The sequence below is a fragment of the Spirillospora sp. NPDC047279 genome, from assembly GCF_040643285.1.
Classification (GTDB): Bacteria; Actinomycetota; Actinomycetes; order Streptosporangiales; family Streptosporangiaceae; genus Spirillospora.
Map to the genome: position 1 here is coordinate 200,334 of NZ_JBEYUA010000003.1, position 20,657 is coordinate 220,990.

22 protein-coding genes are annotated in these 20,657 nt (G+C 71.9%); 10 read left to right on the top strand and 12 right to left on the bottom strand.

The features are described 5' to 3' along the window. Positions 1 to 9 precede the first annotated feature (9 nt). The 5 genes from ABZ810_RS08100 to ABZ810_RS08120 form a co-directional block, all read right to left on the bottom strand. On the bottom strand, positions 10 to 1,248 hold the full coding sequence (locus ABZ810_RS08100; protein ID WP_358400751.1) for a glycosyltransferase: 1,239 nt from the start codon (positions 1,246 to 1,248) through the stop codon (positions 10 to 12). 12 nt (positions 1,249 to 1,260) lie between these two features. Then, positions 1,261 to 2,469 (bottom strand): SDR family NAD(P)-dependent oxidoreductase, encoded by a 1,209-nt coding sequence (locus ABZ810_RS08105; protein ID WP_358400753.1) that lies wholly within the window; start codon positions 2,467 to 2,469, stop codon positions 1,261 to 1,263. 2 nt (positions 2,470 to 2,471) lie between these two features. Next, positions 2,472 to 3,686, bottom strand: a complete 1,215-nt coding sequence (locus ABZ810_RS08110) for a DegT/DnrJ/EryC1/StrS aminotransferase family protein (RefSeq protein ID WP_358400755.1) — start codon at positions 3,684 to 3,686, stop codon at positions 2,472 to 2,474. 4 nt (positions 3,687 to 3,690) lie between these two features. Further along, positions 3,691 to 5,190 (bottom strand): hypothetical protein, encoded by a 1,500-nt coding sequence (locus tag ABZ810_RS08115; protein WP_358400757.1) that lies wholly within the window; start codon positions 5,188 to 5,190, stop codon positions 3,691 to 3,693. Positions 5,191 to 5,310: 120 nt separating this feature from the next. Next, entirely contained in the window at positions 5,311 to 5,979 is a 669-nt protein-coding gene (locus tag ABZ810_RS08120) for a response regulator transcription factor (protein WP_358400760.1), read from the bottom strand. 307 nt (positions 5,980 to 6,286) lie between these two features. On the opposite strand from ABZ810_RS08120, the gene galE reads away from it, so the two are divergent. From galE to ABZ810_RS08140, 4 genes are all read left to right on the top strand, one after another. Beyond that, positions 6,287 to 7,291, top strand: coding sequence for a UDP-glucose 4-epimerase GalE (gene galE, locus ABZ810_RS08125; RefSeq protein ID WP_358400762.1), 1,005 nt, complete (start codon positions 6,287 to 6,289; stop codon positions 7,289 to 7,291). 55 nt (positions 7,292 to 7,346) lie between these two features. Beyond that, positions 7,347 to 7,784, top strand: coding sequence for a hypothetical protein (locus tag ABZ810_RS08130; protein WP_358400764.1), 438 nt, complete (start codon positions 7,347 to 7,349; stop codon positions 7,782 to 7,784). A gap of 334 nt (positions 7,785 to 8,118) precedes the next feature. Further along, the gene (locus ABZ810_RS08135; protein WP_358400766.1) at positions 8,119 to 8,805 is read left to right on the top strand and encodes a hypothetical protein; all 687 of its coding nucleotides are present in this window, start codon (positions 8,119 to 8,121) and stop codon (positions 8,803 to 8,805) included. 136 nt (positions 8,806 to 8,941) lie between these two features. Beyond that, complete coding sequence (locus ABZ810_RS08140) at positions 8,942 to 9,286, top strand: VOC family protein (RefSeq protein ID WP_358400769.1); 345 nt, start codon at positions 8,942 to 8,944, stop codon at positions 9,284 to 9,286. Positions 9,287 to 9,298: 12 nt separating this feature from the next. Here the strand turns inward: ABZ810_RS08140 and ABZ810_RS08145 are convergent, their stop codons facing one another. After that, a complete protein-coding gene (locus tag ABZ810_RS08145; RefSeq protein WP_358400772.1) occupies positions 9,299 to 9,754 on the bottom strand; it encodes an ArsI/CadI family heavy metal resistance metalloenzyme in 456 nt (151 codons plus the stop codon). Positions 9,755 to 9,837: 83 nt separating this feature from the next. Between ABZ810_RS08145 and ABZ810_RS08150 the strand changes: the two genes are divergently transcribed. The 5 genes from ABZ810_RS08150 (at position 9,838) to ABZ810_RS08170 (ending at position 12,539) form a co-directional block, all read left to right on the top strand. Next, entirely contained in the window at positions 9,838 to 10,221 is a 384-nt protein-coding gene (locus tag ABZ810_RS08150; RefSeq protein ID WP_358400774.1) for a metalloregulator ArsR/SmtB family transcription factor, read from the top strand. Between the two features lie 94 nt (positions 10,222 to 10,315). Beyond that, positions 10,316 to 10,552: a hypothetical protein gene (locus tag ABZ810_RS08155; RefSeq protein WP_358400776.1), complete on the top strand. Its 237-nt coding sequence runs from the start codon at positions 10,316 to 10,318 to the stop codon at positions 10,550 to 10,552. A gap of 73 nt (positions 10,553 to 10,625) precedes the next feature. After that, the gene (locus tag ABZ810_RS08160) at positions 10,626 to 10,985 is read left to right on the top strand and encodes a metalloregulator ArsR/SmtB family transcription factor (RefSeq protein WP_358400779.1); all 360 of its coding nucleotides are present in this window, start codon (positions 10,626 to 10,628) and stop codon (positions 10,983 to 10,985) included. Continuing rightward, a complete protein-coding gene (locus tag ABZ810_RS08165) occupies positions 10,982 to 11,716 on the top strand; it encodes a methyltransferase domain-containing protein (protein WP_358400781.1) in 735 nt (244 codons plus the stop codon). The genes ABZ810_RS08160 and ABZ810_RS08165 overlap by 4 nt, the downstream gene beginning before the upstream one ends. Before the next feature lie 145 nt (positions 11,717 to 11,861). Then, complete coding sequence (locus tag ABZ810_RS08170; RefSeq protein WP_358400784.1) at positions 11,862 to 12,539, top strand: pentapeptide repeat-containing protein; 678 nt, start codon at positions 11,862 to 11,864, stop codon at positions 12,537 to 12,539. Positions 12,540 to 12,614: 75 nt separating this feature from the next. Here the strand turns inward: ABZ810_RS08170 and ABZ810_RS08175 are convergent, their stop codons facing one another. Continuing rightward, complete coding sequence (locus tag ABZ810_RS08175; RefSeq protein ID WP_358400786.1) at positions 12,615 to 13,163, bottom strand: dihydrofolate reductase family protein; 549 nt, start codon at positions 13,161 to 13,163, stop codon at positions 12,615 to 12,617. Between the two features lie 108 nt (positions 13,164 to 13,271). Between ABZ810_RS08175 and ABZ810_RS08180 the strand changes: the two genes are divergently transcribed. Then, positions 13,272 to 13,877, top strand: a complete 606-nt coding sequence (locus tag ABZ810_RS08180; protein ID WP_358400789.1) for a response regulator transcription factor — start codon at positions 13,272 to 13,274, stop codon at positions 13,875 to 13,877. Here ABZ810_RS08180 and ABZ810_RS08185 read toward each other — a convergent pair. The 5 genes from ABZ810_RS08185 to ABZ810_RS08205 all read right to left on the bottom strand — a co-directional run bounded on the left by ABZ810_RS08185 (position 13,770) and on the right by ABZ810_RS08205 (position 20,652). Continuing rightward, on the bottom strand, positions 13,770 to 15,680 hold the full coding sequence (locus ABZ810_RS08185) for a histidine kinase (protein ID WP_358400791.1): 1,911 nt from the start codon (positions 15,678 to 15,680) through the stop codon (positions 13,770 to 13,772). The two genes, ABZ810_RS08180 and ABZ810_RS08185, sit on opposite strands and share 108 nt — an antisense overlap. 67 nt (positions 15,681 to 15,747) lie before the next feature. Continuing rightward, positions 15,748 to 16,221: a pyridoxal-dependent decarboxylase gene (locus ABZ810_RS08190; protein WP_358401700.1), complete on the bottom strand. Its 474-nt coding sequence runs from the start codon at positions 16,219 to 16,221 to the stop codon at positions 15,748 to 15,750. Continuing rightward, positions 16,194 to 17,744 carry an AMP-binding protein gene (locus tag ABZ810_RS08195; RefSeq protein ID WP_358400794.1) on the bottom strand — a complete coding sequence of 517 codons (1,551 nt, stop codon included), beginning with the start codon at positions 17,742 to 17,744 and terminating at the stop codon, positions 16,194 to 16,196. The genes ABZ810_RS08190 and ABZ810_RS08195 overlap by 28 nt, the downstream gene beginning before the upstream one ends. Continuing rightward, positions 17,741 to 18,937 (bottom strand): cytochrome P450, encoded by a 1,197-nt coding sequence (locus tag ABZ810_RS08200; RefSeq protein ID WP_358400796.1) that lies wholly within the window; start codon positions 18,935 to 18,937, stop codon positions 17,741 to 17,743. The genes ABZ810_RS08195 and ABZ810_RS08200 overlap by 4 nt, the downstream gene beginning before the upstream one ends. Next, on the bottom strand, positions 18,937 to 20,652 hold the full coding sequence (locus tag ABZ810_RS08205) for an amidohydrolase family protein (protein WP_358400798.1): 1,716 nt from the start codon (positions 20,650 to 20,652) through the stop codon (positions 18,937 to 18,939). Before ABZ810_RS08205 ends, ABZ810_RS08200 begins: the two co-directional genes overlap by 1 nt. Positions 20,653 to 20,657: the final 5 nt, after the last annotated feature.

A 20,657-nucleotide genomic window follows, 5' to 3' on the forward strand; every position in this document is an offset into this window, starting at 1 on the left:
CTCTCCCGGTCACTTCTCGTAGGGCCGCGCGGAGGTCCCCCGGTAGGTGTCGTCGAGCACGGCCCCCAGGTACTCCGGGGAGAACCAGCCGCCGACCCGGTCACGGGCGCGTTCGGCCATCCGGGACGCCGCGGCCGGGTCGTCGAGCAGGTGCCCGACGGCGCGGGCGAACTGCCGGTGGTCCTGCGGCGGGACGAGCAGCCCCGTCTCGCCGGCCAGCACCAGGTCCTGGTTGGACGGCACCGCGGTGGCCACCAGCGGGACGCCGGCGCTGATCGCCTCGACCAGCACGCAGGGCAGCCCCTCCCAGCGGCTCGCCATCGCCATGACGTCGAACGCGGGCAGCACGTCGGCGACGTCGTCGCGGTAGCCGAGCCAGCGCATCCGCTCCTGGACGCCGAGCCTGGCCGTCAGCCGCGCGAGCTCGCCGGCCATCGGGCCGCCGCCGACCCACAACCCGAAGACGTCGTCGGGCAGTTCGGCCAGCGCCCGGACGAAGATCTCCGGCCCCTTCTGGAAGGTGAGCCGCCCGACCGACCCGACGACCTTCACCCCGAGCGGCAGGTCGAGGCGGCGCCGCGCCTGCGCGCGCGAACCGGGCACGGTGGTGTAGGCGGTGGTGTCGACCGCGGGCCAGGACAGCCGGATCCGTTCGGGCGTCGCCAGGCCGAGCCGCAGCGCGGTGGTGATCGTCTCCGAGCCGATCGCGAGGAAGGCGTCGGTGTGCTTGGCCGCGATGCGTTCGAGGCCTATATATACGCGTCGCCGTCCCCACGACTGGAACTCGTTGAACGGGAAGCCGTGCCAGGTGTGCACGATCCGCGGCACCCCGGCGCGCGCCGCCGCGACCCGGCCGATCACGCCGCCCTTGGCGCTGTGCGTGTGCACCACGTCGTACCGGCCCTCGGCCAGGACGCGGGTGAGGGTGCGCAGGGCGGCGAGGTCGTCGCGCGGCGAGATCTGCGGGACCAGCGGGCGCACCTGGACGATCTCCATGCCGGCCGCGTGCGCCTGCGGTGTGAGGTCGCCGGCCGCGGCGTTGGCCACCGCCTCGTCCCCGTACAGGACCGCCTCGGTGGCGCCGCCGTCCCCCTTGGTCTCGCTGTCGATGCCGACGCCGCCGGTGACGACGGCGCGTTCGTAGCCGTCGGGCGGCAGGGCCAGCGCGCCGTTCAGCGCCACCTGGCCGGCGCCGCCGTTGAACCGCGTGATCACGGTGGCCACTCGGAGCTTGCGGCTTGTCCTCATCGGCACCTCACCTCACAGGCCTGGCGGGTCGGGGCTGCGGCCCGCGTCGCAGAGCGGCGGCTCGCCGCCGGGCTCGTGCTGGGGGCGCGGGCGGCGTACGGGGCGGTACTCGGGGAGCAGCCGCCGCAGCAGCAGGCGCACCTCGTCGTCGTCGCCCTCGTGGGCGGCGGCGCACAGGGCGTCGAGCAGCCGCGGGAGCCCGGCGGGAGGCGGCGCGGGCCGGGTGGCCCAGATCTTGGGATGGACGGTGCGGATCCGGCGTTCGGAGTCGGCGAACGCCTTCTCGGCGAGCTTCTCGCCCGGGCCGAGGCCGCTGAACCTGATGGTGACCTCGGGCAGCCGCAGCTGCTCGGCGTACCGGTGGACGAGCTCGATCACCGGGACCGGGCTGCCCATGTCGAGCACGAACGTCTCGGCCTCCTCGGCCAGCGCCGCAGCCTCCAGGAGCAGCCCGGCCGCCTCGTCCACGGTCATGAAGTGGCGGGCGACCTCGGGGTGGGTGATGGTGACGACCTCGCCCGCGGAGATGCGGTGCGCCAGCGTGCTCAGCAGCGAGCCGGGCTCGCCGATGACGTTACCGGTCCGGACCGCCGCGAAGCGGGTGCGCCCGCCGGTCGCGCCGCGCGTCAGCAGCTCGCCCAGCCGCATGGTGGCGCCGAACACCGACGTCGGGTCGGCGGCCTTGTCGGAGGAGACGAGCACCAGGCGGTCCACGTCGTTCCGGACGGCGGCGTCCACGACCGTCCGGGTGCCGAGCACGTTGGCGATCACCCCGAGGCACGGGTCCCGTTCGACGGCGGCCAGCGTTTTCTGCGCGGCGGTGTGGAACACCAGGTCGGGCCGGACGCGGGCGACGAGCTCGTCGACGGCGGCGCGGTCTCCCACGTCGACCTCGCCGATCCGGACGCGGGCCGCCTCCAGCCGTCCGGTCATCTCGTGCGCCAGCGTGGCCAGGCCGGCGCCGTCCCGGTCGACCAGGCACAACGCCGCCGGGTCGAGCCTCTTGAGGTGGTGGCACAGGGCCGAGCCGACGGTCCCGCAGGCGCCGGTCACCAGCACCCGCCGCCCCGCGACCAGCCGGCGGCCGCGCAGGTCGGCGAGCACCACCTCGTCGCGCCCCATCAGCCGCGCCAGCGGGCTCGCCTCGGCGGGCGCCGGGGGCGGCGGAGTGCGCCAGCGGCGCGACGGGGGGCGGGAACGGCGCAGCGGGAACCTGGGCACGGTCAGCCCCGGGCCCGGAGAGCCCCGGTGATCGCGGTGACGACGCGGTCCTGGGCGGCGGGGGACAGGCCGGGGTAGAGGGGCAGCGACAGCAGCTCGTCGCCGACCCGGTCGGTGACGGGCACGGCCGCGCATTCGTCCGGCCCGAGCACCTGCTGGTACACCGTCATCTGGTGGGCGGGGATGAAATGCACCGAGGTGCCCACGCGCGCGGCTTCGAGGTCGGCGATGATCCCGTCCCGGTCCGGCACCCGCACCTGGTAGAGGTGCCAGGCGTGCTGGACGCCGTCCAGCCGGCGCTGCGGGAGGACGAGGCCGGGCAGCCCGGCGAGCGCCGCGTCGTACCGCGCGACCAGCTCGGCGCGTTCACGCTGCCAGGCGGGCAGGGCGGCGAGCTGCGCCCGGCCGATGACGGCCTGGACGTCGGTCATGTTCGCCTTGAGCCCGACCGCCTTCACGTCGTACCGCCAGCTGCCGCCGGGCAGGTAGCGGCGCCAGGAGTCCTTGCTCATCCCGTGCAGCCGCATCGAGCGCACCCGGTCGGCCATGTCCTGGTCGCTGGTGACGACCGCGCCGCCCTCGCCGATCGGCATGTTCTTGGTCGCGTAGAAGCTGAAGCAGGCGGCGAACGAGTGCGCCCCGACGGGCACGCCGTTCCGCGCCGCGCCCGGCCCGTGCGCGGCGTCCTCGATGACGCGGGTACGGTCCAGGCCCGCCGCCGCGGTGACGGCCCGGACGTCCACCGGGTAGCCGCCCTGGTTCTGCGTGATCATCGCGGCCGGGGCGACCCGGGCGGCCGCGGCGGCGACCGTCTCCGGGCTGACGACCAGCGTGTCCTCGTCGATGTCGACCAGGACGGGCCGGTGCCCGGCGTGCAGGATCGCGTTGATCGCGCCGCAGAACGTCAGGCTCGGTGTGAGCACCGCCGACCCGGGCGGCAGGTCGAGCGCGCGAAGGCACAACTCCAGTGCGGCGGTGCAGGAGGAGACGGCGACGGCGTGCGCGGCGCCGAGGTGGCCGGCGAAGTCCTTCTCGAACGCGCCGGTCTGCGGGCCGGTGGTGATCCAGCCGGACCCGAGCACCTCGGCGACGGCCCCGGGCACGTCGCCGGCGAGGGACGGAACGGCGAACGGGATCGGGGCCGGCTCGGCGGCGTCCGGGGAAGTGTCCGGGGTGTCGTCCGGGGTCTCGGTGGCGGCGGCGGTGTCGGTGGTCATATGGCTAGCCCCTTGTCTTCCGTGCCGTGGCGGCGACCCCGAGCAGCGGCCAGCCGGACGCGGTGACCAGGTCACGGACCGACTCCAGGCCGGTGACCAGGGTGACCGGACCGACCACCGCGACCACGCCGATCTCCTCGTCGGCTCCCGGGTCGATGTCCTCGAAGGCGTGCACATGGCAGGCGGCGGCGCGGACCGGGACGCGCATCGGCTGCGTCAGCTCGCTCGCCTCACTGGAGGGCTTGGGCTTGAGCGCCGTGCTGCTCCCGGCCCGGACGACCGAGGTGCCGCCGGTGGTGGCCGAGCCCTCGGCCCTGTCGTCACCGGAGTCCGGGGCCTTGCCCGTGTCCTTGATCGTGCCCTTGACCTTGCCGTTGGCGCCGGCGGTGGCCGTGTCCGCGCCCGTGCCGCCGTCCCCGCCTCCCGTTCCCGGCTTGCCGGTGTCCTTGGCCTTGGCGGCGGCGTCCTTGAAGGTGGCGGCCTTGGCCGCCGCCGCTGCCGCCGGGCGGGCGGACGTGACGACCTTGGTCTCGTCCCCGTAGACGGCTGCGGCGATCTTGGAGACCAGGTCCGCGGGCAGCGCCGTCCTGGAGGTGCCGACCAGCGTGACCTTGGTGACCCCGGCGCGCTTGGCCGAGAGGCGGATGCGACGGCCCAGGTCGGCCAGCTCGGCGTCGGAGCGGTCCGCCCAGCCGAGCAGCGGGACGCCCAGCTTCCTGGCGACCCGGCCCTGCCCGGGGATCGTGGGCCGGAACATCTCGATGACGACCGCGACGAGGATGCCGAAGATCAACCCGACCAGCCCGGCGATGGCCGACAACATCAGCGTCGGGTCGGTGCGCGGCGCGAGCACGGCCGGCTGCACGACCGAGGCGGTGCCCGCGCTCGACAGCTGGGTGCGCAGGTCGGTGCGGCTGGACCGCAGGTCGGCCAGCTCGGCCTGCACCCGTTCGCGCTCGTTGGCGGCGCCGATGTCGGGCACCGGGATCGAGCCCGCCTTGCGGGAGAGCGGCCCGAGGCGCCTCTCCAGTTCCCGCACCCGCTTGTCGATCTCCTTGATCTGCGTGGTGATCGCGCCCTGGTTCGACTCGTTGATCTCGGCGACCACGGCGGCGCCGATCGCGTCGGCCATCCGGCGCGCGACGGCGGGGTCGGCGTCCTTGACCGACATCTCGACGATCGTCGAGGTGCCGAGGCCGGTGACCTCGATCTGCTTGGCCAGCCCGACCGGGTCGCGGCTGACGTTCTGCGCGCGCATGACCTGGTTGAGCAGGGTCTGGCTGGTGGCGAACGCCTTGACCTGGCTCACCACGATGCTCACGCCCGCGTCGCCGGGTGCCGCGTCGGTGGCCTTGCTGCTCGCCTGGATCCGCGACTCGGCCACGTACGGCGGTTCCTTGCCGCTCATCACGTAGCCCACGAGCAGCAGCGGAAGAACCGTCATGGCCAGCAGGAGCGCCCAGTAGGTGCGGATGACGCGCGCGGCGACTTCGTCGATCTCCACGATCTTCCTTCCCGCTTGTTGGCCCGAGCGTAAGAAGGGGTCCGGGAGATCGAATCGCCCATCGAGACGATGGCCCGCTACGTCGTTTGCATCACTGCGCCCGGCCGCCGCGACCCGCGGTCAGTCACGCCGACCTGGGCGCATACCGGCCCGCATCGCCAGCGTGATGGCCTCGAGCGCCGAGTGCAGGTCCAGCTTGGCCAGGAGGTTCTGGGTGTGCGTGCGGACGGTGTTGGCCGACAGCCCGAGGCGTTCGGCGATCTCCGCGCGGTTGAGCCCGTCGACCATGCACTGGAGCACCTCGCGTTCGCGCGGGGTGAGCTCGCCGAGCAGTTGCGCGCCCCCGTTCGCCTGCTCGGGCAGGTCGTCCAGCAGCCGGCGCAGCACGTCCCCCAGCACGTCCGGCGGGATCCAGCCGCCGCGCCGCGCGGCGCCGCGGATCACCCGCGACACCTGGTCGGCGCTCTCGGTCTTGGAGAGCCAGCCGACCGCGCCGCGCCGGATCGCCTGCACGATCGCGTTCACGTCGCTCATCGCGGTCAGGACGACCACCCGCACGTCCGGATGGTGCTCGCGAACCCGGTCGAGGACGTCCAGCCCGTTCTCCGGGCCCAGCGTCAGATCGAGGACGATCACGTGCGGGCGTTCGGTCGCGGTGAGCGCCAGGGCGCGCCGGACGTCGGACGCGACCGGCAGGATCACCAGGTCGGGCTCGCGGCCCAGCCGGGCCGACAACGCCTCGGCGAACAGCGTGTGATCGTCCACGATGAGGACGCGGATGTGTTGCATGCCCCGACGATGGCGCGTGCGGTCCGGGTGCGGATCCTGCAAACGCTGTACGTCGTGCGCTCGCCGTACGGGGGCCGCCCCGGAGAGCCGCGACCGAATCCGCTGCGTTCGTACGTCCGTATCCCAGGGTCGGTCCGTCCTGACGCGCACGCCCGACGATTCGCGCGCGGACGCGCGGTGAACGGCACGGGTTGACGCCGGTCCGGACCCGGTCATCTTCGACCGCGCGTCGTTGACCGCCCTGACCCCCCTGCTGATCCTGAGCGGTACGGAAACAGGGGAACTCACAGAGTCAGGGGGGATCACCGTGAAGGTCCTGATCACCGGTGGCGCGGGATTCATCGGCAGCACGATCGCCTCGGTCTTCGCCGAGCGCGGCGTCACGCCGGTGGTGCTCGACAGCCTGGTCACCGGCCGGTCCGAGTTCACCGCGGGCAAGATCTTCTATCAGGGCGACATCGGCGACGGGGACCTGGTGGACCGCGTCTTCCGCGACCATCCCGACATCGCCGTCACCGTCCACTGCGCGGCCCTCATCGTCGTGCCCGACTCGATGACCGACCCCCTCCGGTACTACCGGGTCAACCTGACCAAGACGCTCGAACTGGCCGAGCACGTGCACCGCAACGGCTGCGATCGGATGATCTTCGCGTCCACCGCCGGCATGTACCGCCCCGAGCCCGACCTGTCGGTGACCGAGGAGTCCGGACTGGACCCGCAGAACCCGTACACCCGGTCCAAGATGATGGCCGAGCACATGCTCGGCGACCTCGCCGCGGCCTACGGCCTGCGCGTCATCTCCCTGCGCTACCTCAACCCCATCGGCGCCGACCCCCGCCTCCGCACCGGCCTGCAGAACAGCAAGCCCACCCACGCCCTCGGCAAGATGATCGAGTGTTACCACCTCGGCGTCCCGTTCAAGATCACCGGCGTGGACTGGGACACCCGCGACGGCACCGCCGTCCGCGACTACATCCACGTGTGGGACATCGCCCGCGCCTTCTACGAGGCCGCCGCCCGCTTCGACACGGTCGTCCCGCCCCTGACGCCCGCCTACGAGGTCATCAACCTGGGCACCGGCGACGGCACCACCGTCCGCGAACTGGTCACGGCCTTCCGCGAGGTCGTCGGCGACGGCTTCGTCGCGGAGGACGCCCCCGCCCGCCCCGGCGACGTCGTCGGCGCCTACGTCAACCCCGCCAAGGCCGAGGCCCTCCTCGGCTGGAAGCCCGAGTACACGATCGAGGACGCCATCCGCCATTCCCTCCTCTGGGCCGAACGCCGCCGCGACCTCGACGCCGAAGTCGCCTGAATTCTCGCCCCCACTTCGTGACCGAAGGAACGCCCCGAGATGCCAGTCTCGTTCCATGGCGTCCACTCTGCCCCGAGGTCACCACTTCGGCCTGTCCCTGTCGGGACCCGGTGACCCGGTGAGAACGCCGCCCGACCTTCACGACGACGTCTTCGCCATTTCCCCGGACATCCGCCACGTGGCCCTGGGCTCAGGCCAGAACGTGATGGCACGTTCCCGCGCCGACGCGCCCGAAGGCGGCGAACGTTACGAGGAACTCCTGGTCAACCCCACACTGATCACTCTGGCCGGCCAGTGGGGCGACCTCGACCGCGGCGGCCTCCGCTATCTCGTCGTCTCCTACGGCCATTTCGACCAGCTCGTCATCCCCTTGGCCACAGGCCATTTGTCCATCGCCTTCAAAAGCGACCGAGACCCCGCCCGCCACCTCCCCGCCCTGGCCCAGATCCTCACCCACCACGGCCACCCACCCCGCAACACCCCGGACCGCTGAAGCACCCGTAGCGCGAACCCTTTATGAGGCGTTCTCCCGGCTGGATGCCAGGACAGGATGACTCGCGACGAGCAGGGCGGAACAACTCTGTGATTCCCCATACCGCCAGAGCCGTCAACGCCAGCACTTCCCGCAACTCCCCAATGGCCGCCCGGGCCCCGCGCCTCCACCGGCACCGCCCCCAGAACCCGCCGCCCCGTCCTGCCACCTGAGCAAGCTGAGCGCCTTGGCCTCGGTGCCCGCGGGTTGGTGGCGCGGGTGGTCGGGGGTGGCAGGTTGGCTGGAACTCGTCATCTGCTGCGGGGCGTTCCGCGGGTTCGTGATACTCGCGGGCATGATCACTGAGCTGCACGACTTCGTCAGGTTTCGGCTTGCCCTGGGGCGGGACAGCCACCGGGGCATTCTCAACCAGTGTGAGAGGCATGAGGGTGACTCCGACTCCGACTCCGACTCCGACGACGTCGCCGCGACGGTGACCAAGGAGTTCGAGTCGTACATGGAGGACCAGAGCACCTGGCCGGACGTCCTCGACTCTGACCGTTTCCTGCGCGCGTTCGGTGACCTGAACGCCACCGGCATCGTCGCGCTCGCCGATTTCTCCTGCTGCCTGAGTTGTGGAACGAGCGAGATCGGCGAGGTCGTGCCGGACGGCCGGGAGCGTCGCGGCTACGTCTTCGCTCATCGGCAGGACATGGAGAACGCCGTCGCCGGAGCCGGCTGCGATCTGGCCTTCGGTTCCTTCGGTGACGGCGAGAGCGCCGCGGGAATCGGCGAGGCGGTCGTCGCGGCGCTCAGGGGTCACGGCTTCGACCCCGGCTGGAGCGGTGACCCCGCCGAACGTGTTCACGTTCCCCTGACGTGGCGCCGTATCCGCGCAACTTCGCCGGTTTCGTCGGCCGCTCCGAAGGCTGCGTTCAGGTCGTATGGACTGCGGACGGAAAGCTCAAGCTCGACTCCCCGAACCCCGAGCGGCGCACCCTCCGTTGCCGCTACGTCACCGTGGCCGAGGCCGAGAGGATGATCACGATCCTGGCAGAGGAGGACCGCGTGGCCATCGACGAACTGGGTGAGCCGTTCATCGAGACCTGGTAGCGCTCGAGGCTTCGATGAGTTTCGGGGGTGGACGTGGTCTGCCTTCCGAGACGAGGAGGGTGTGAGTGGATCTGTACAGCGTCATCTCGGTGAGTGACACCGCCAGGGCCCTGGAGTGGTACGGGGTCTTCTTGGGCCGGCCCGCGGACGAGGTCATCGGCGAGGAGCACCTGTGGCAGGTCGGCGAGAACGCCTGGGTCGTCATCGACGACCGGGACGTTCGCGCCGACGGGGTGGGCAAGGCCATGCTCACGCTGGGCGTGACCGACCTGGACGACATCCTCGCCCGGCTGGCCGCGCATCGCATCGCCCACGAGCCGGTCGAGACCTACGGCAACGGCGTACGCCATGTCGTGGTCCTCGATCCTGATGGCAACGGCCTCTCGCTGGCCCAGGCCCCACCTCAGTAGGGCCAGGGGCCGTCAGCAGCAGGCTGATGCCGCCTTGGCCGGGGCGGGTTCGGCGTCGGTAGTGCCGCAGCAGGCGGAGTCTTCGGCTTTCGCCAGGGTGTCGGCGTCGGCCTTCACGACGTACACCTCCCAGGGCTCGCCGCCGGGGCCGTGGACCCAGACCTTGTCCTGGAGTGCGTAGCAACACTCGGTGTCGTTCTCCTCCAGGGTGGCCAGGCCCGCGCTCGCGAGGCGCTGGGCGGCGTCGTTGACGATGCCGGAGTCCTCGACCTCGACGCCGAGGTGGTCCATGCGGGTGGGCTCGCCGTCCTCGCCCTCGATGAGGACGAGCTTGAGCGGCGGCTCGGTGATGGCGAAGTTGGCGTAGCCGGGCCGAAGCTTGGCGGGCTCGGAGCCGAACAGCTTGGAGTAGAAGGCGATCGAGCCTTCCAGGTCGGACACGCGCAGAGCGAGCTGGATGCGAGACATCCTGGCCTCCTGTTTCGATGTCTGTCTAATCAGACCGTGGTGCCAGCTTGCGCCAGGGCATAGATGGATGTCAAATTAGAAGTATGTCGAAACAAGAGCTGCCGGTCCTGGACGTGACCCCGGTGTCCACGGGGGAGTGCTGCACGTCGCTGGCGTGCGACCCGCTGGGCCAGGACGAGGCGGCCGAGCTGGCGCCGCTGTTCAAGGCGCTCGGCGACCCGGTGCGGTTGCGGCTGCTCTCGCTGATCGCGTGCCACGAGGGCGGTGAGGCGTGCGTGTGCGACCTGACCGCCGCGTTCGAGCTGAGCGACCCGACGATCAGCCACCATCTGAAGGTGCTCAAACGGGCCGGGCTGATCGACTCCGAACGGCGCGGAACGTGGGTCTACTACTGGCTCAACCCCGGCACGCTGACGACGTTGTCGACGCTCCTGGGGCCTCGCGCCGGCGCCCTGTCGTCCTCATGACCACCGAAGCCCGCCCGGCGCACGTTTCGGCCGCCGTGGCGGTGGCCTGCTGCTGGGCCGGGGCGTCCCCGGCCTGGAGGAGGCGCTGTCCACGGTGGAGATCGGCGGGGTGTCGTTGCCGATGCTGACCGCCGAAGGTGTCCGGGCCGCCGACGTCGTCATCACCATGGGCTGCGGCGACGTCTGCCCGGTCTTCCCCGGCGAGCGCTACCTCGGCTGGCGGCTCCCTGATCCCGCGGGCCTTCCGGTCGATCAGGTACGCCCCATCCGCGACCAGATCGACGCCTGGGTCCGCGCACTCCTCGCCGAACTCGCCCCCACGGCCACCTGACGCTCCAGCCCGCCGACGGCGTTCGCGTCCGGGGCTTCCCCGGAGCCTTTCCATCGTTTATCGTCGATGGACGATGAAGAATGAGAAGGGGCCGCTGGACCGGCCTACCGCGACCGAGTACGCCACCTGGTTCAAGGCGCTCGCCGACCCGACCCGCGTACAGATCGTCTCCCTGCTCGCCCGCCAGGGACGTCCGATGAACGTCGGTGAGATCGTCGACCAGGTCGACGTCGGGCAGTCCACCGTGTCCAACCACCTGAAGGTGCTGGCCGAGGTGCGGTTCGTGCTGGTCGAACGGCGCGGGACCGCCTCCTTCTACCGGATCAACGACGTCTGCGTGGACTGCTTCCCCTCCGCCGCCGACATCGTCATGGGCCGCCCCGCGCCCGCCACCCCGGACTGCGCCGTCCCTACCGAGGGAGATTCGCAATGACCGACTCCACCCCCGCCGACCAGGTCGTCGACCGTTACTCCGGCCTCGCCCGCCTCGCCCAGGCAGGCGGCACACCCCTCGACTGCGAACCCGGCGACTTCGAGGACGGCTGTTTCGGCGCCGCCGCGTACAGCACCGAGACCGGCATCCCCGAAGCCGCGTTCCGCGCCAGCCTCGGCTGCGGCAACCCGCTGGCCGTCGCCGACCTGCGGCCCGGCGAGACCGTCCTCGACCTCGGCTCCGGCGGCGGCCTCGACGTCCTCCTGTCCGCCCGCCGCGTCGGACCCACCGGCACCGCCTACGGCCTGGACGCCAGCCCCGACATGCTCGTCCTCGCCCGCGCCAACGCCGCCCAGGCCGGAATCGGCAACGCGCGCTTCCTCCAGGGCCGCATCGAGGACGTCCCGCTCCCCGACGCCTCCACCGACGTCGTCATCTCCAACTGCGTCATCAACCTGTCCGCCGACAAACCCCGGGTGCTCGCCGAAGTCCTCCGCGTCCTCCGCCCCGGCGGACGCCTCGGCATCAGCGACGTCATCGCAGACGAGGGCCTCGACCCCGGCGAGCGAGCCACCGCCGAGGCCCGGGTCGGATGCGCCCGGGGCACTCTCACGGCCACCGAGTACGAGCGGCTCCTGACCGAGACCGGCTTCACGGACGTCCAGGTCACCCCCACCACGGACGCGGGCGGCGGCCTGCACTCGGCGATCGTCCAAGCCACCAAACGCTGACGAGCGCCTCGGCCGGTTCAGCCTTGCCGGCGCCGCCCTGCCGGCGCCGACGCGCCACGAAACCGGCAGAGCAGCGGCGTACGCCGCCTCCGTCCGACCGTGGCCGCTTGAGCCTCGGCCGGGCCGGCTCAGTAGGGTCGACGGCATGCGCGGACGTTCGGCAGCGGTTCCTCCCGCCAGGGCACCCAAGCCGCCCAGGCTCCCGAAGACGCTCACCTCGGCGACCGACGCCGACACCGAGCTGGCGCATGATGGCAAGTACCTGTCTCTGGAGTACGGGCAGGTGACGGTCATCGGCAACGAGGCCGAGGACGTCGAGTTCGAACGGTGCCGGTTCGACCAGACGCGCTTCGCCGGGGTCGTCGTTCACCGGGCGGGCTTCGCCGACGTCGTCTTCCAGGGCTGTGACCTGGCGAACGGGCGGCTGTTCAATTCCCGGATCTTCAACGCCGCCGTCACCAACTGCCGGATGACCGGCCTGCACATGCCCGAGGGCGGTCTGCGGGACGTCGTCTTCGACGGCTGCCGGATCGACCTGGCGAATCTCCGGTTCACCCACCTGCGGGACGTGGTCTTCCAGGACTGCAACCTGGCGGAGACCGACTTCCAGCAGGCCGAGCTGCACAACGTCCGGTTCGAGCGCTGCAAGCTCGTCGCCACCCAGTTCAGCAACGTCACGATGAACGCGGTCCGGTTCTCCGGCTGCGACCTGAACGGCGTGCGGGGCGTGACCAGCTTCGACGGCGCCATCGTGGCCAGTGCCGACGCCATGAGCCTGCTGGACGCCCTCACCTCGTCCCTGGGCATCACCATCGAGGACTGAGCGGGAGGGCCGGGCCTGGCGGCCCGGCCTTCCGCGGTGGTCCGGGGGCCGCGTGGCCGGACGATCCCGACCGTCTCAGCCGGCGACGGGGCGGTAGGTGAGGAGGACGACTCCGCTCGGGAAGGTGATGGTGTCGACCAGCTCGACGGCTCCGGCGCTGTCGGGGCGGAACAGCGGCTCGCCGGAGCCCTTGATGACCGGGCAGAGCCAGATCTTGTACTCGTCCAGGAGCCCGGCGGCGGCCAGGCCGTCGGTCAGGCGGCCGTTGCCCCAGACCAGGATGTCGCCGCCCTCCTGCTTCTTGAGGTCGGTCACCGCCCCGGCGAGGTCGTGTCCGTCGATGACCGTGGTGGGGCTCCAGGCGGAGGTGTCCACCGGCTCGGAGGCGACGACGTACTTGGCCATGGAGTTGACGTGGTCCGCGAAGGGATCGCCGCCCATGTTCGGCCAGGCCTGCGCCATGCCCTCGTAGGTGACGCGGCCGAGCAGGAGCGCGTCGGCGGCCGTGGTCATGGCGAAGGTGGCGGTCTGGGCCTTCTCCTCGGAGTACTCCAGCGACCATTCGTGGGGGTTGTCGATGAAGCCGTCGAGCGTGGCGTACGTCGAGGCGATGAGCTTGCGCATGGTTTCCTCCGTTTGGGTCAGTGCCTCCGGTGCGGGCGTGATTAGACTCGCAATCCGAAGAATCCGCCGGTAGTAACCGGTTTCAGCACTTCCATGTGAAGGACTCACATGATCCGTGTGATGGTCGCCGAGGACGTCCGCATCCTGCGGGAGACGCTGGTCACCGTCCTCGGGCTCGAGGACGACATCGAGGTGGTGGCCGCGGTCGAGCGCGGCGACCAGATCGTCGCCGTGGCCGAGCGGACCCGCCCCGATGTGGCGGTGCTCGACATCGACCTGCCCGGCATGGACGGCCTGGACGCCGCCGCCGAGCTCCACACGAGGTTCCCGGCCTGCCGGACGGTCGTCCTGACCGGCCTCGGCAGGCCCGGATACCTGCGCCGCGGGCTGGCCGCGGGAATCTCGGCGTTCCTTCTCAAGCACGCACCGGCCGACGACCTCATCGGCGCGATCCGCAAGGCCGTCGCGGGGGAACGGGTGGTCGACCCTCAGCTCGCCCTCGCCGAGCTCGAACGGGCGGACACTCCCCTCACCGCGCGTGAGGCCGATGTGCTCCGGTTGTCGGCGACCGGCGCGGAGGCGGACGACATCGCCCGTGCCCTCTCGCTAACCCGGGGCACCGTCCGCAACTACCTGTCGTCGGCCGTCATGAAGCTGAACGCCAGGAACCGCATCGACGCGATCCGCATCGCGACCGATCAGGGCTGGCTGTAGCGGCACCGCCACCGCCAGCCGGAAGCCGTCCCCGTCCTGGCCGGCGGTCAGCGTCCCGCCCACGTCCCGCACCCTTCGTGCCAGATTCTTCAGCCCCACGCCCGGGGCGGCGGCCCGGGCCACGACACCGTCGTTGACCAGGCGCAGCCGGACGCTCTGCCCGGCCACCTCGACGACCAGCTCACAACGATCGGCCTCACTGTGCCGCAGCACGTTGGTGACCCCTTCGCGCAGCACGGTGGCGAGGAGCATGTCGGTCTCCGCCGGCAGCTCCACGGGCTGGACCGACCCGGACACCTCGATGCCGGCCGCTGAGAGCGCCGTGCGGGTGGACTCGGCCTCCGCCGCCAGCGCGATCTCGCCGTGCCCGGCCACGACCGCCTCCAGGTCCGACAGGGCCCGGCGGGCCGCCGCCAGGGCCTCGGACAGCTCGACGCCGGCTCGTTCGGGATCCCGCTCCCTCAACCGCAGCGCCAGCTCGCTCTTGAGCACGACCACCGACAGCCCCAGACCGAGCAGGTCGTGCAGATCGGCCGCGAACCGGAGCCGCTCGCGCGCCACCGCCACGCGGGCCAGCTCGGCCCGCGCCTCCCTGACCCGCAGGGCCAGCTCGCCCATGCGGACCAACCCGTACACGACCAGCGCCCGCTCGGCGGACCACACGATCTCGTAGGCCATCCCCAGCGCGGTCGGGTCGCCGAGTTGCGCGTCCCAGACCATGAGCAGCGGATCCAGGCAGATCAGCGGGATCGCCACGGCCCACCGTGCCCACCCGCCCAGAACGACCAGCACGACGCCCGGCAGATAGTAGATCAGGTGCCACAGCGACGGATCGAAGAGGAGCAGCGGGCCCAGGGCCGGCACGAAAATGATCAACGTCCACGGCGGACGGCCCGCAGGGGCGCAGGCACGAAGGAACAGCAGGACGAACGCGATGAGCGCCACGAAGAACACCGCCGTCTCCGGCACGCTCAGGTCGACGCGCAGGAACCGCCGCAGCTGCGCGGGCACGATCATGAGGCAGATCGTCGCGGCCCCGAGACCCGCCACCACCCCGGACGTCAGATCATCCGCCACCGGCGGGCCCGCGAGGTGCTCGCGCCCGTACCCGTGGGCCACCGACCGCGTCTCGTTCAGCGCCGCCCGCGCCACGTCCAGCCGCCGCCTGATCGCCGGCGGGTCCCCCGTCGCCCCGTCGCGGATGACCCGCTCGAGGCTCGCGCCCACCCGTTCGTTCAGCTGCCGCGCGAACACCAGCCGTTCGCGCGCCACCTCGGCCGTCGCGAGCTGGTCTCTGGTCCGCCGCATGTCGCTGACCAGGTCGGCCAGCCGGGCGACCCCGTACAACGCGACTCCGACGAACGCCGCGTGCCCGACCGCCAGATAGGCCGCCTCGGCGACCGTCGGCCGGACCGGCAACGCGGCGGCGAACTGCGCCGCGATCACCAGCGCGAACCCGCCCCACGCCACCCACCGCCGGCGGATGAGAAGCAGGAACGCCGCCGCCAGGAACCCCGAGTTTCCATACCAGGTGGACGCGTACCAGACCATGCCCACGGCCGTGAGGGCCACCTGAGCGGCCAGCGTCCACTGCCAGCCCCGCACCCGCGCGTCCTCCGACCAGCGGATGCAGTTCCGCAGGTGAAGGACCAGCAGCACGGTCAGCAGGACGAACGCCGCCGGCTTTCCTCCCGGCTCCGCATTGACGATCCCGACATAGCCGCCGAACGCGAACCCGCAGCTGACCCCCACCGCGATGACGCGGGCCCAGCGAACGGCCGCCACCGACGACACGATCTCCATGCAGGTCTCCCGAGATGGGGGTCCCGCGCATCGTATAGACGATCGAGAACATCGAGAGCGCTTTGGCTCAAGGGCCGCCCGACCAGGGCATACGCCCGGCGTGGACCCTCAGTGGTGGAACCCCGTCCGGGCGGCGTCGTCGGGAACGCCGTGCGTCAGGCGTGTACGAGACGGCGGGCAGCGCGCCCTGGCCGTCGTACAGCAGCCGGAACGGCCCCATCTTCCCGATCTCGCCGGCCAGGTACCGCGCGGTGTCGGCGCACGCCTCGTACACCCGGCGGTATCCACCCCGCCCCAGCCGCAGGAACAGGTAGTACTGTGCCACGATCTCCCCGCCCGGCCGGGAGAAGTTGAGCGCGAACGTGGGCATGTCGCCGCCCAGGTAGTTCACCTTGAAGATGAGCTCTTCGGGCAGCAGCCCGGGCTCCCGCCACACCACCCAGCCGACGCCGAGCGGGGCCATCCCGTACTTGTGGCCCGAGGCGTCCGCGGCGGCCCGAGGGCGCGCGGAGGCTAGGGTCCTGCGATCGTGCGGGCCCAGGTGTAGTCGGGTTTGCCTACGGGGGTTCTCTTGATGGTTTCCACGTAGTGGAAGGTCCGGGGGACCTTGTAGCCGGCCAGGTGGGCGCGGCAGTGGGCGGTGAGGGCCTCGGTGGCGGGGGCGCCGCAGACCACGGCCGTCACCTGGTGTCCCAGGCGGGGGTCGGGGACGCCTATGACCATGGCGTCGGAGACCGAGGGGTGGTCGCGGAGGACGGTCTCGACCTCCTCGGCGAAGACCTTCTCTCCGCCGGTGTTGATGACCAGGGAACCACGGCCCAGGAGGGTGACGGTGCCGTCGGGCTCCACGCGGGCGTGGTCGCCCTGGAGGGCCCAGCGGCGGCCCCCGGGGTCGGTGACGAATGTGGCGGCGGTCTTGGCGGGGTCGTTCCAGTACGCGGTGGGGATGTGGCCGGTGCGGGCGACGATGCCCTCCTGGCCGGCGGCGACGGGGGTGAGGCCGTCGGGGTCCAGGACGGCGAACTCGGGGCCCAGGGCGAAGCGGCCGGGTCCGGCGGAGGCGCCCATGGCGCCGGTCTCCGAGCCCCCCAGGTTGTCGCTGACGTAGGCGTCCGGGACGGCGGCCAGCAGGCGTTCCCTGATGTCGGGGGAGAGCGGGGCGCCACCGGAGCCGAACGCGAAGACGGCGAGGTCCTCGTGGACGCCGGTGGCGAGTTCGTCGGCGATCGGCTGGGCCATCCCGTTGCCGACCAGCATGAGGATCTGCGACCGCTCGCGGGCGGCCAGGGCGAGGGCGGCGCGGGCGTCGAAGCGGCGGCCGGTCCACAGGACGACGGTGCCGCCGGTGGTGAGGGTGATCCAGCTGATCCACTGGCCGCCGCCGTGCATGAGCGGGGCGTGGACCTGGGCGCGGAGCGGGTCGCGGTCGGCGCACGTGGCGAGGGCCTCGGGCGTCTCGACGGGCGGGCCGCCGAAATTGCCGCCGCCCATCGCCGCCACGAAGATGTCCTCGCACCGCCAAAGAACGCCCTTGGGCAGGCCGGTCGTACCGCCCGTGTAGAGGACGTACGGGTCGTCGGACGAGCGTTCGCCCGGAGGGCGGGCCGGTGAGGCGGCGGCCAGGGCCTTCTCGTAGTCGTCGCCGATGGTGAGGACGTGGCGGAGCAGCGGGAGGCGGGCACGGTCGACGTTGGCCAGGAGGTCGGGCTCGGCGATGAGCGCCGTGCACTCGGAGTCGCCCAGCAGGTGGGTCAGCTCGTCGGCCACGTACCGGTAGTTGACGTTGACCGGCGCGGCCCGCAGCTTGAAGCACGCGATCATCGACTCCAGCCACTCGGCCCGGTTGTACGCCAGGACGCCGACGTGGTCGCCGGGGCCGACGCCGGCGGCGCGCAGGTGGTGGGCCGCGCGGTTGGCGCGTTCGTCCAGCTCGCGGTAGGTGAGCCGGACGTCCGGCGGCCCGCCCGCCGCGACCAGCGCGAGGCGGTCGGGGCACGCGCCGGCCACCACTTCGAACAGGTCCGCCAGGTTGAACGAACGCCCTGGACCTTCCGGACCTGTCACGAGGCGGCCCGGGCGAGGGTGACGGGGTAGGAGTCGATCCCGCGGAAGAAGGCGTTGCGGAAGAGCCGCGGCCCCTCGTCGTCGGCCCGTTCGGCGGTGCCGACGCGCGCCAGGTACTCCTCGAAGAAGATCTTCAGCTCCAGTCTCGCGAGGGAGGCGCCGAGGCAGAAGTGCGCGCCGAGCCCGAACGCGATGTGGTCGCCGGGCGCCCGCCGCACGTCGAAGGTGTCGGGGGAGTCGAAGACCGTCTCGTCGCGGTTGGCCGACCCGTACATCAGCAGGACCTGCTCGCCCTCGCGGATGGTGACGCCGTGCAGTTCGGTGTCGCGCCTGGGCACCCGGCACATGTTGAGGATCGGGGTCGTCCAGCGGATCATCTCCTCGATCGCGCCCGGCAGCAGCGACGGGTCCTCGCGCAGCAGCCGCCACTGGTCAGGGTGCTGGATCAGCGTGTCGATGCCGTTGGCGATGACCGTACGGGTCGTCTCGGCGCCGCCGACGAGCAGCAGCAGCGCCTCGTGGGCCAGGTGCTCGTCGTCGTACTCCGGCTGCCCGGGGCCGACGTTCGACCACACCGACAGCAGGTCCTCGGAAGGGCAGCCGCGCCGCTCCTTGGCCATCTCCAGCACCGCGAGCGCGAACTCGCCGGCGGCGATCGTGGCGTCGTCGGTGATGTAGCGCTGCCCGCCGCCCGCCAGGCCCGCCGCCGCCGACCACCGCACGATCTGCGGCCAGGCGTCCTCGGGGAAGCCGAGCAGCCAGCCGATGACCCGCGCCGGCAGCGGCGCGGCGAGCGCCTCGATCGCGTCCACCGTGCCGGTTTCCAGCGCGGTCTCGACGCACTCCACGGCGGTCGCCCGGATCCGCTCCTCGTAGCGCGCGACCCCGCGCGGGGTGAAGCGGTCGTAGACGAGGCGGCGGCGGTGCGCGTGCTCGGGGTCGTCGTGGCCGATCATGGACGGGTCGGACGGCAGTTGCGGGCGGTAGCCGCCGGCGTTGCTCCACAACTTCGCGTTGCGCTCGATCGCGAAGATGTCGGCGTGCCGGGAGATCCCGTACAGCCCGTTCTCCGCGTCGTGGTAGACCGGCGCCTCGGCGCGCAGCCGCGCGTACACCGACCACGGGTCGTCGGCGTACATGTCGCCGTCGAGCAGGTCGACCTTCAGCTCGCTCAGTTCGGTCAGCTCGGTCATCAGCGTGCTCCTCGGATGAGACGGCCGGGCAGTTCGCCGGTGTGCGCCCCGTCGGCGGACACCTGCGTGCCGTTGACGAACGTGGCCAGGTATCCCTCGGCCCGCTGCACGATGCGGCGCCCGCCACCGGGCAGGTCGTGCAGCATCTCGGGGCGGCGCAGCGCCACCCGGTCGAAGTCGATGAGGTTGAGGTCGGCCTTCATGCCCGGCGCGATCACGCCGCGGTCGTTCAGCCCGTACAGGCGGGCGGTGTCGCGGGTCATCATGCGGACGACGTGCTCCAGCGGCAGCCTGGCGCCGCGCGTGCGGTCGCGCGCCCAGTGCCCGAGCATCGTCGTCGGCAGGGACGCGTCGCAGATGAAGCCGCAGTGCGCGCCGCCGTCGCCGAGGCCGAGCACGGCGCGCGGGTGGGTGAGCATCTCGCGCTGCGCCTCGAGGTCGCCGCCCGCGTAGTTGAGCAGCGGCATCATGAACATGGCGCGGCCGTCGTCCTCCAGCAGCAGGTCGTACAGCAGCTCCATCGGGTCGCGCCCGGCCGCCGCCGCCCGCGCGGTGAGCGAGGTCTCGGGCGCGGGCTCGTAGTCGGGGTTGTGCGCGGCGAGCGGGTAGAGGCGTTCGGGGAAGGCGCGCACGCTGGCGGCCAGCATGTCCTCCTGGGCCGGGCGCTCGGCGAGGATCCTCGCCTTGACGGCGGGGTCGCGCATGCGGGCGACACGTTCGGCGAGGGGGAGCAGCGACATCTCGACGTACGCCGGGTGGTCGCCGAACGCGTGCAGCGACTCCAGCGAGATGAGCATGCCGAACGGGCGGGACGCCACCTGCGGGTAGAGGTGGGCGTCGGACGCCATCGACAGCTCCAGCAGCTCTCGCCACAGATCGGGGACGGAGTCGATCTGGAGCAGCGCGAACGAGACGGGGCGCCCGGTGGCGGCCGACAGGCGGCGCATCCACGCGACCTCCTTGGCGGGCGCGTTGACGTCCTCGCCCGCCACGCCCGCCGGGGCCAGCTCGTACACGCCGGTGCCGAGCTCGCCCAGCGCCTCGCCGATGCCGAACAGCTCGTCCTCGGCGGCGAACGTGCCGGGCACGTACTCGCCGTCGATCGCCTGGTGGGTGAGCGTGCGCGAGGTGGAGAACCCGAGCGCGCCCGCCGCGACGCCCTCCTTGACGATGGCCTTCATCGCGGCGATGTCGTCGGCGTTCGCGGGCTCGTTGCGGGCGCCGCGCTCGCCCATCACGTACGCGCGGACCGCGCCGTGCGGCACCTGCGTACCGAGGTCCATCGTGTACGAGCGGCGGCCGAGCGCGTCCAGGTACTCGGGGAACGACTCCCACTCCCAGCTGATGCCCTCGGAGAGGGCGCTGCCGGGGATGTCCTCGACGCCCTCCATCAGCCCGATCAGCCAGGAGTGCCGGTCGGGCGCGGCGGGCGCGAAGCCGACGCCGCAGTTGCCCATGACCGCGGTGGTGACGCCGTGCAGGGAGGACGGCGCCAGGACGGGGTCCCAGGTCGCCTGGCCGTCGTAGTGGGTGTGGATGTCCACGAAGCCCGGGGTGAGCAGGGCCCCGTCGGCGTCAACGACGCGGTGGGCGGAGGCGGGGGACCCGGGGCCGACGCCGGTGATCCGGCCGTCGGTGACGGAGACGTTCGCGGGGTACGGGGCGGAGCCGGTGCCGTCGACGACACGGGCGTTCTTGATGACGAGGTCCGCCATCGGGT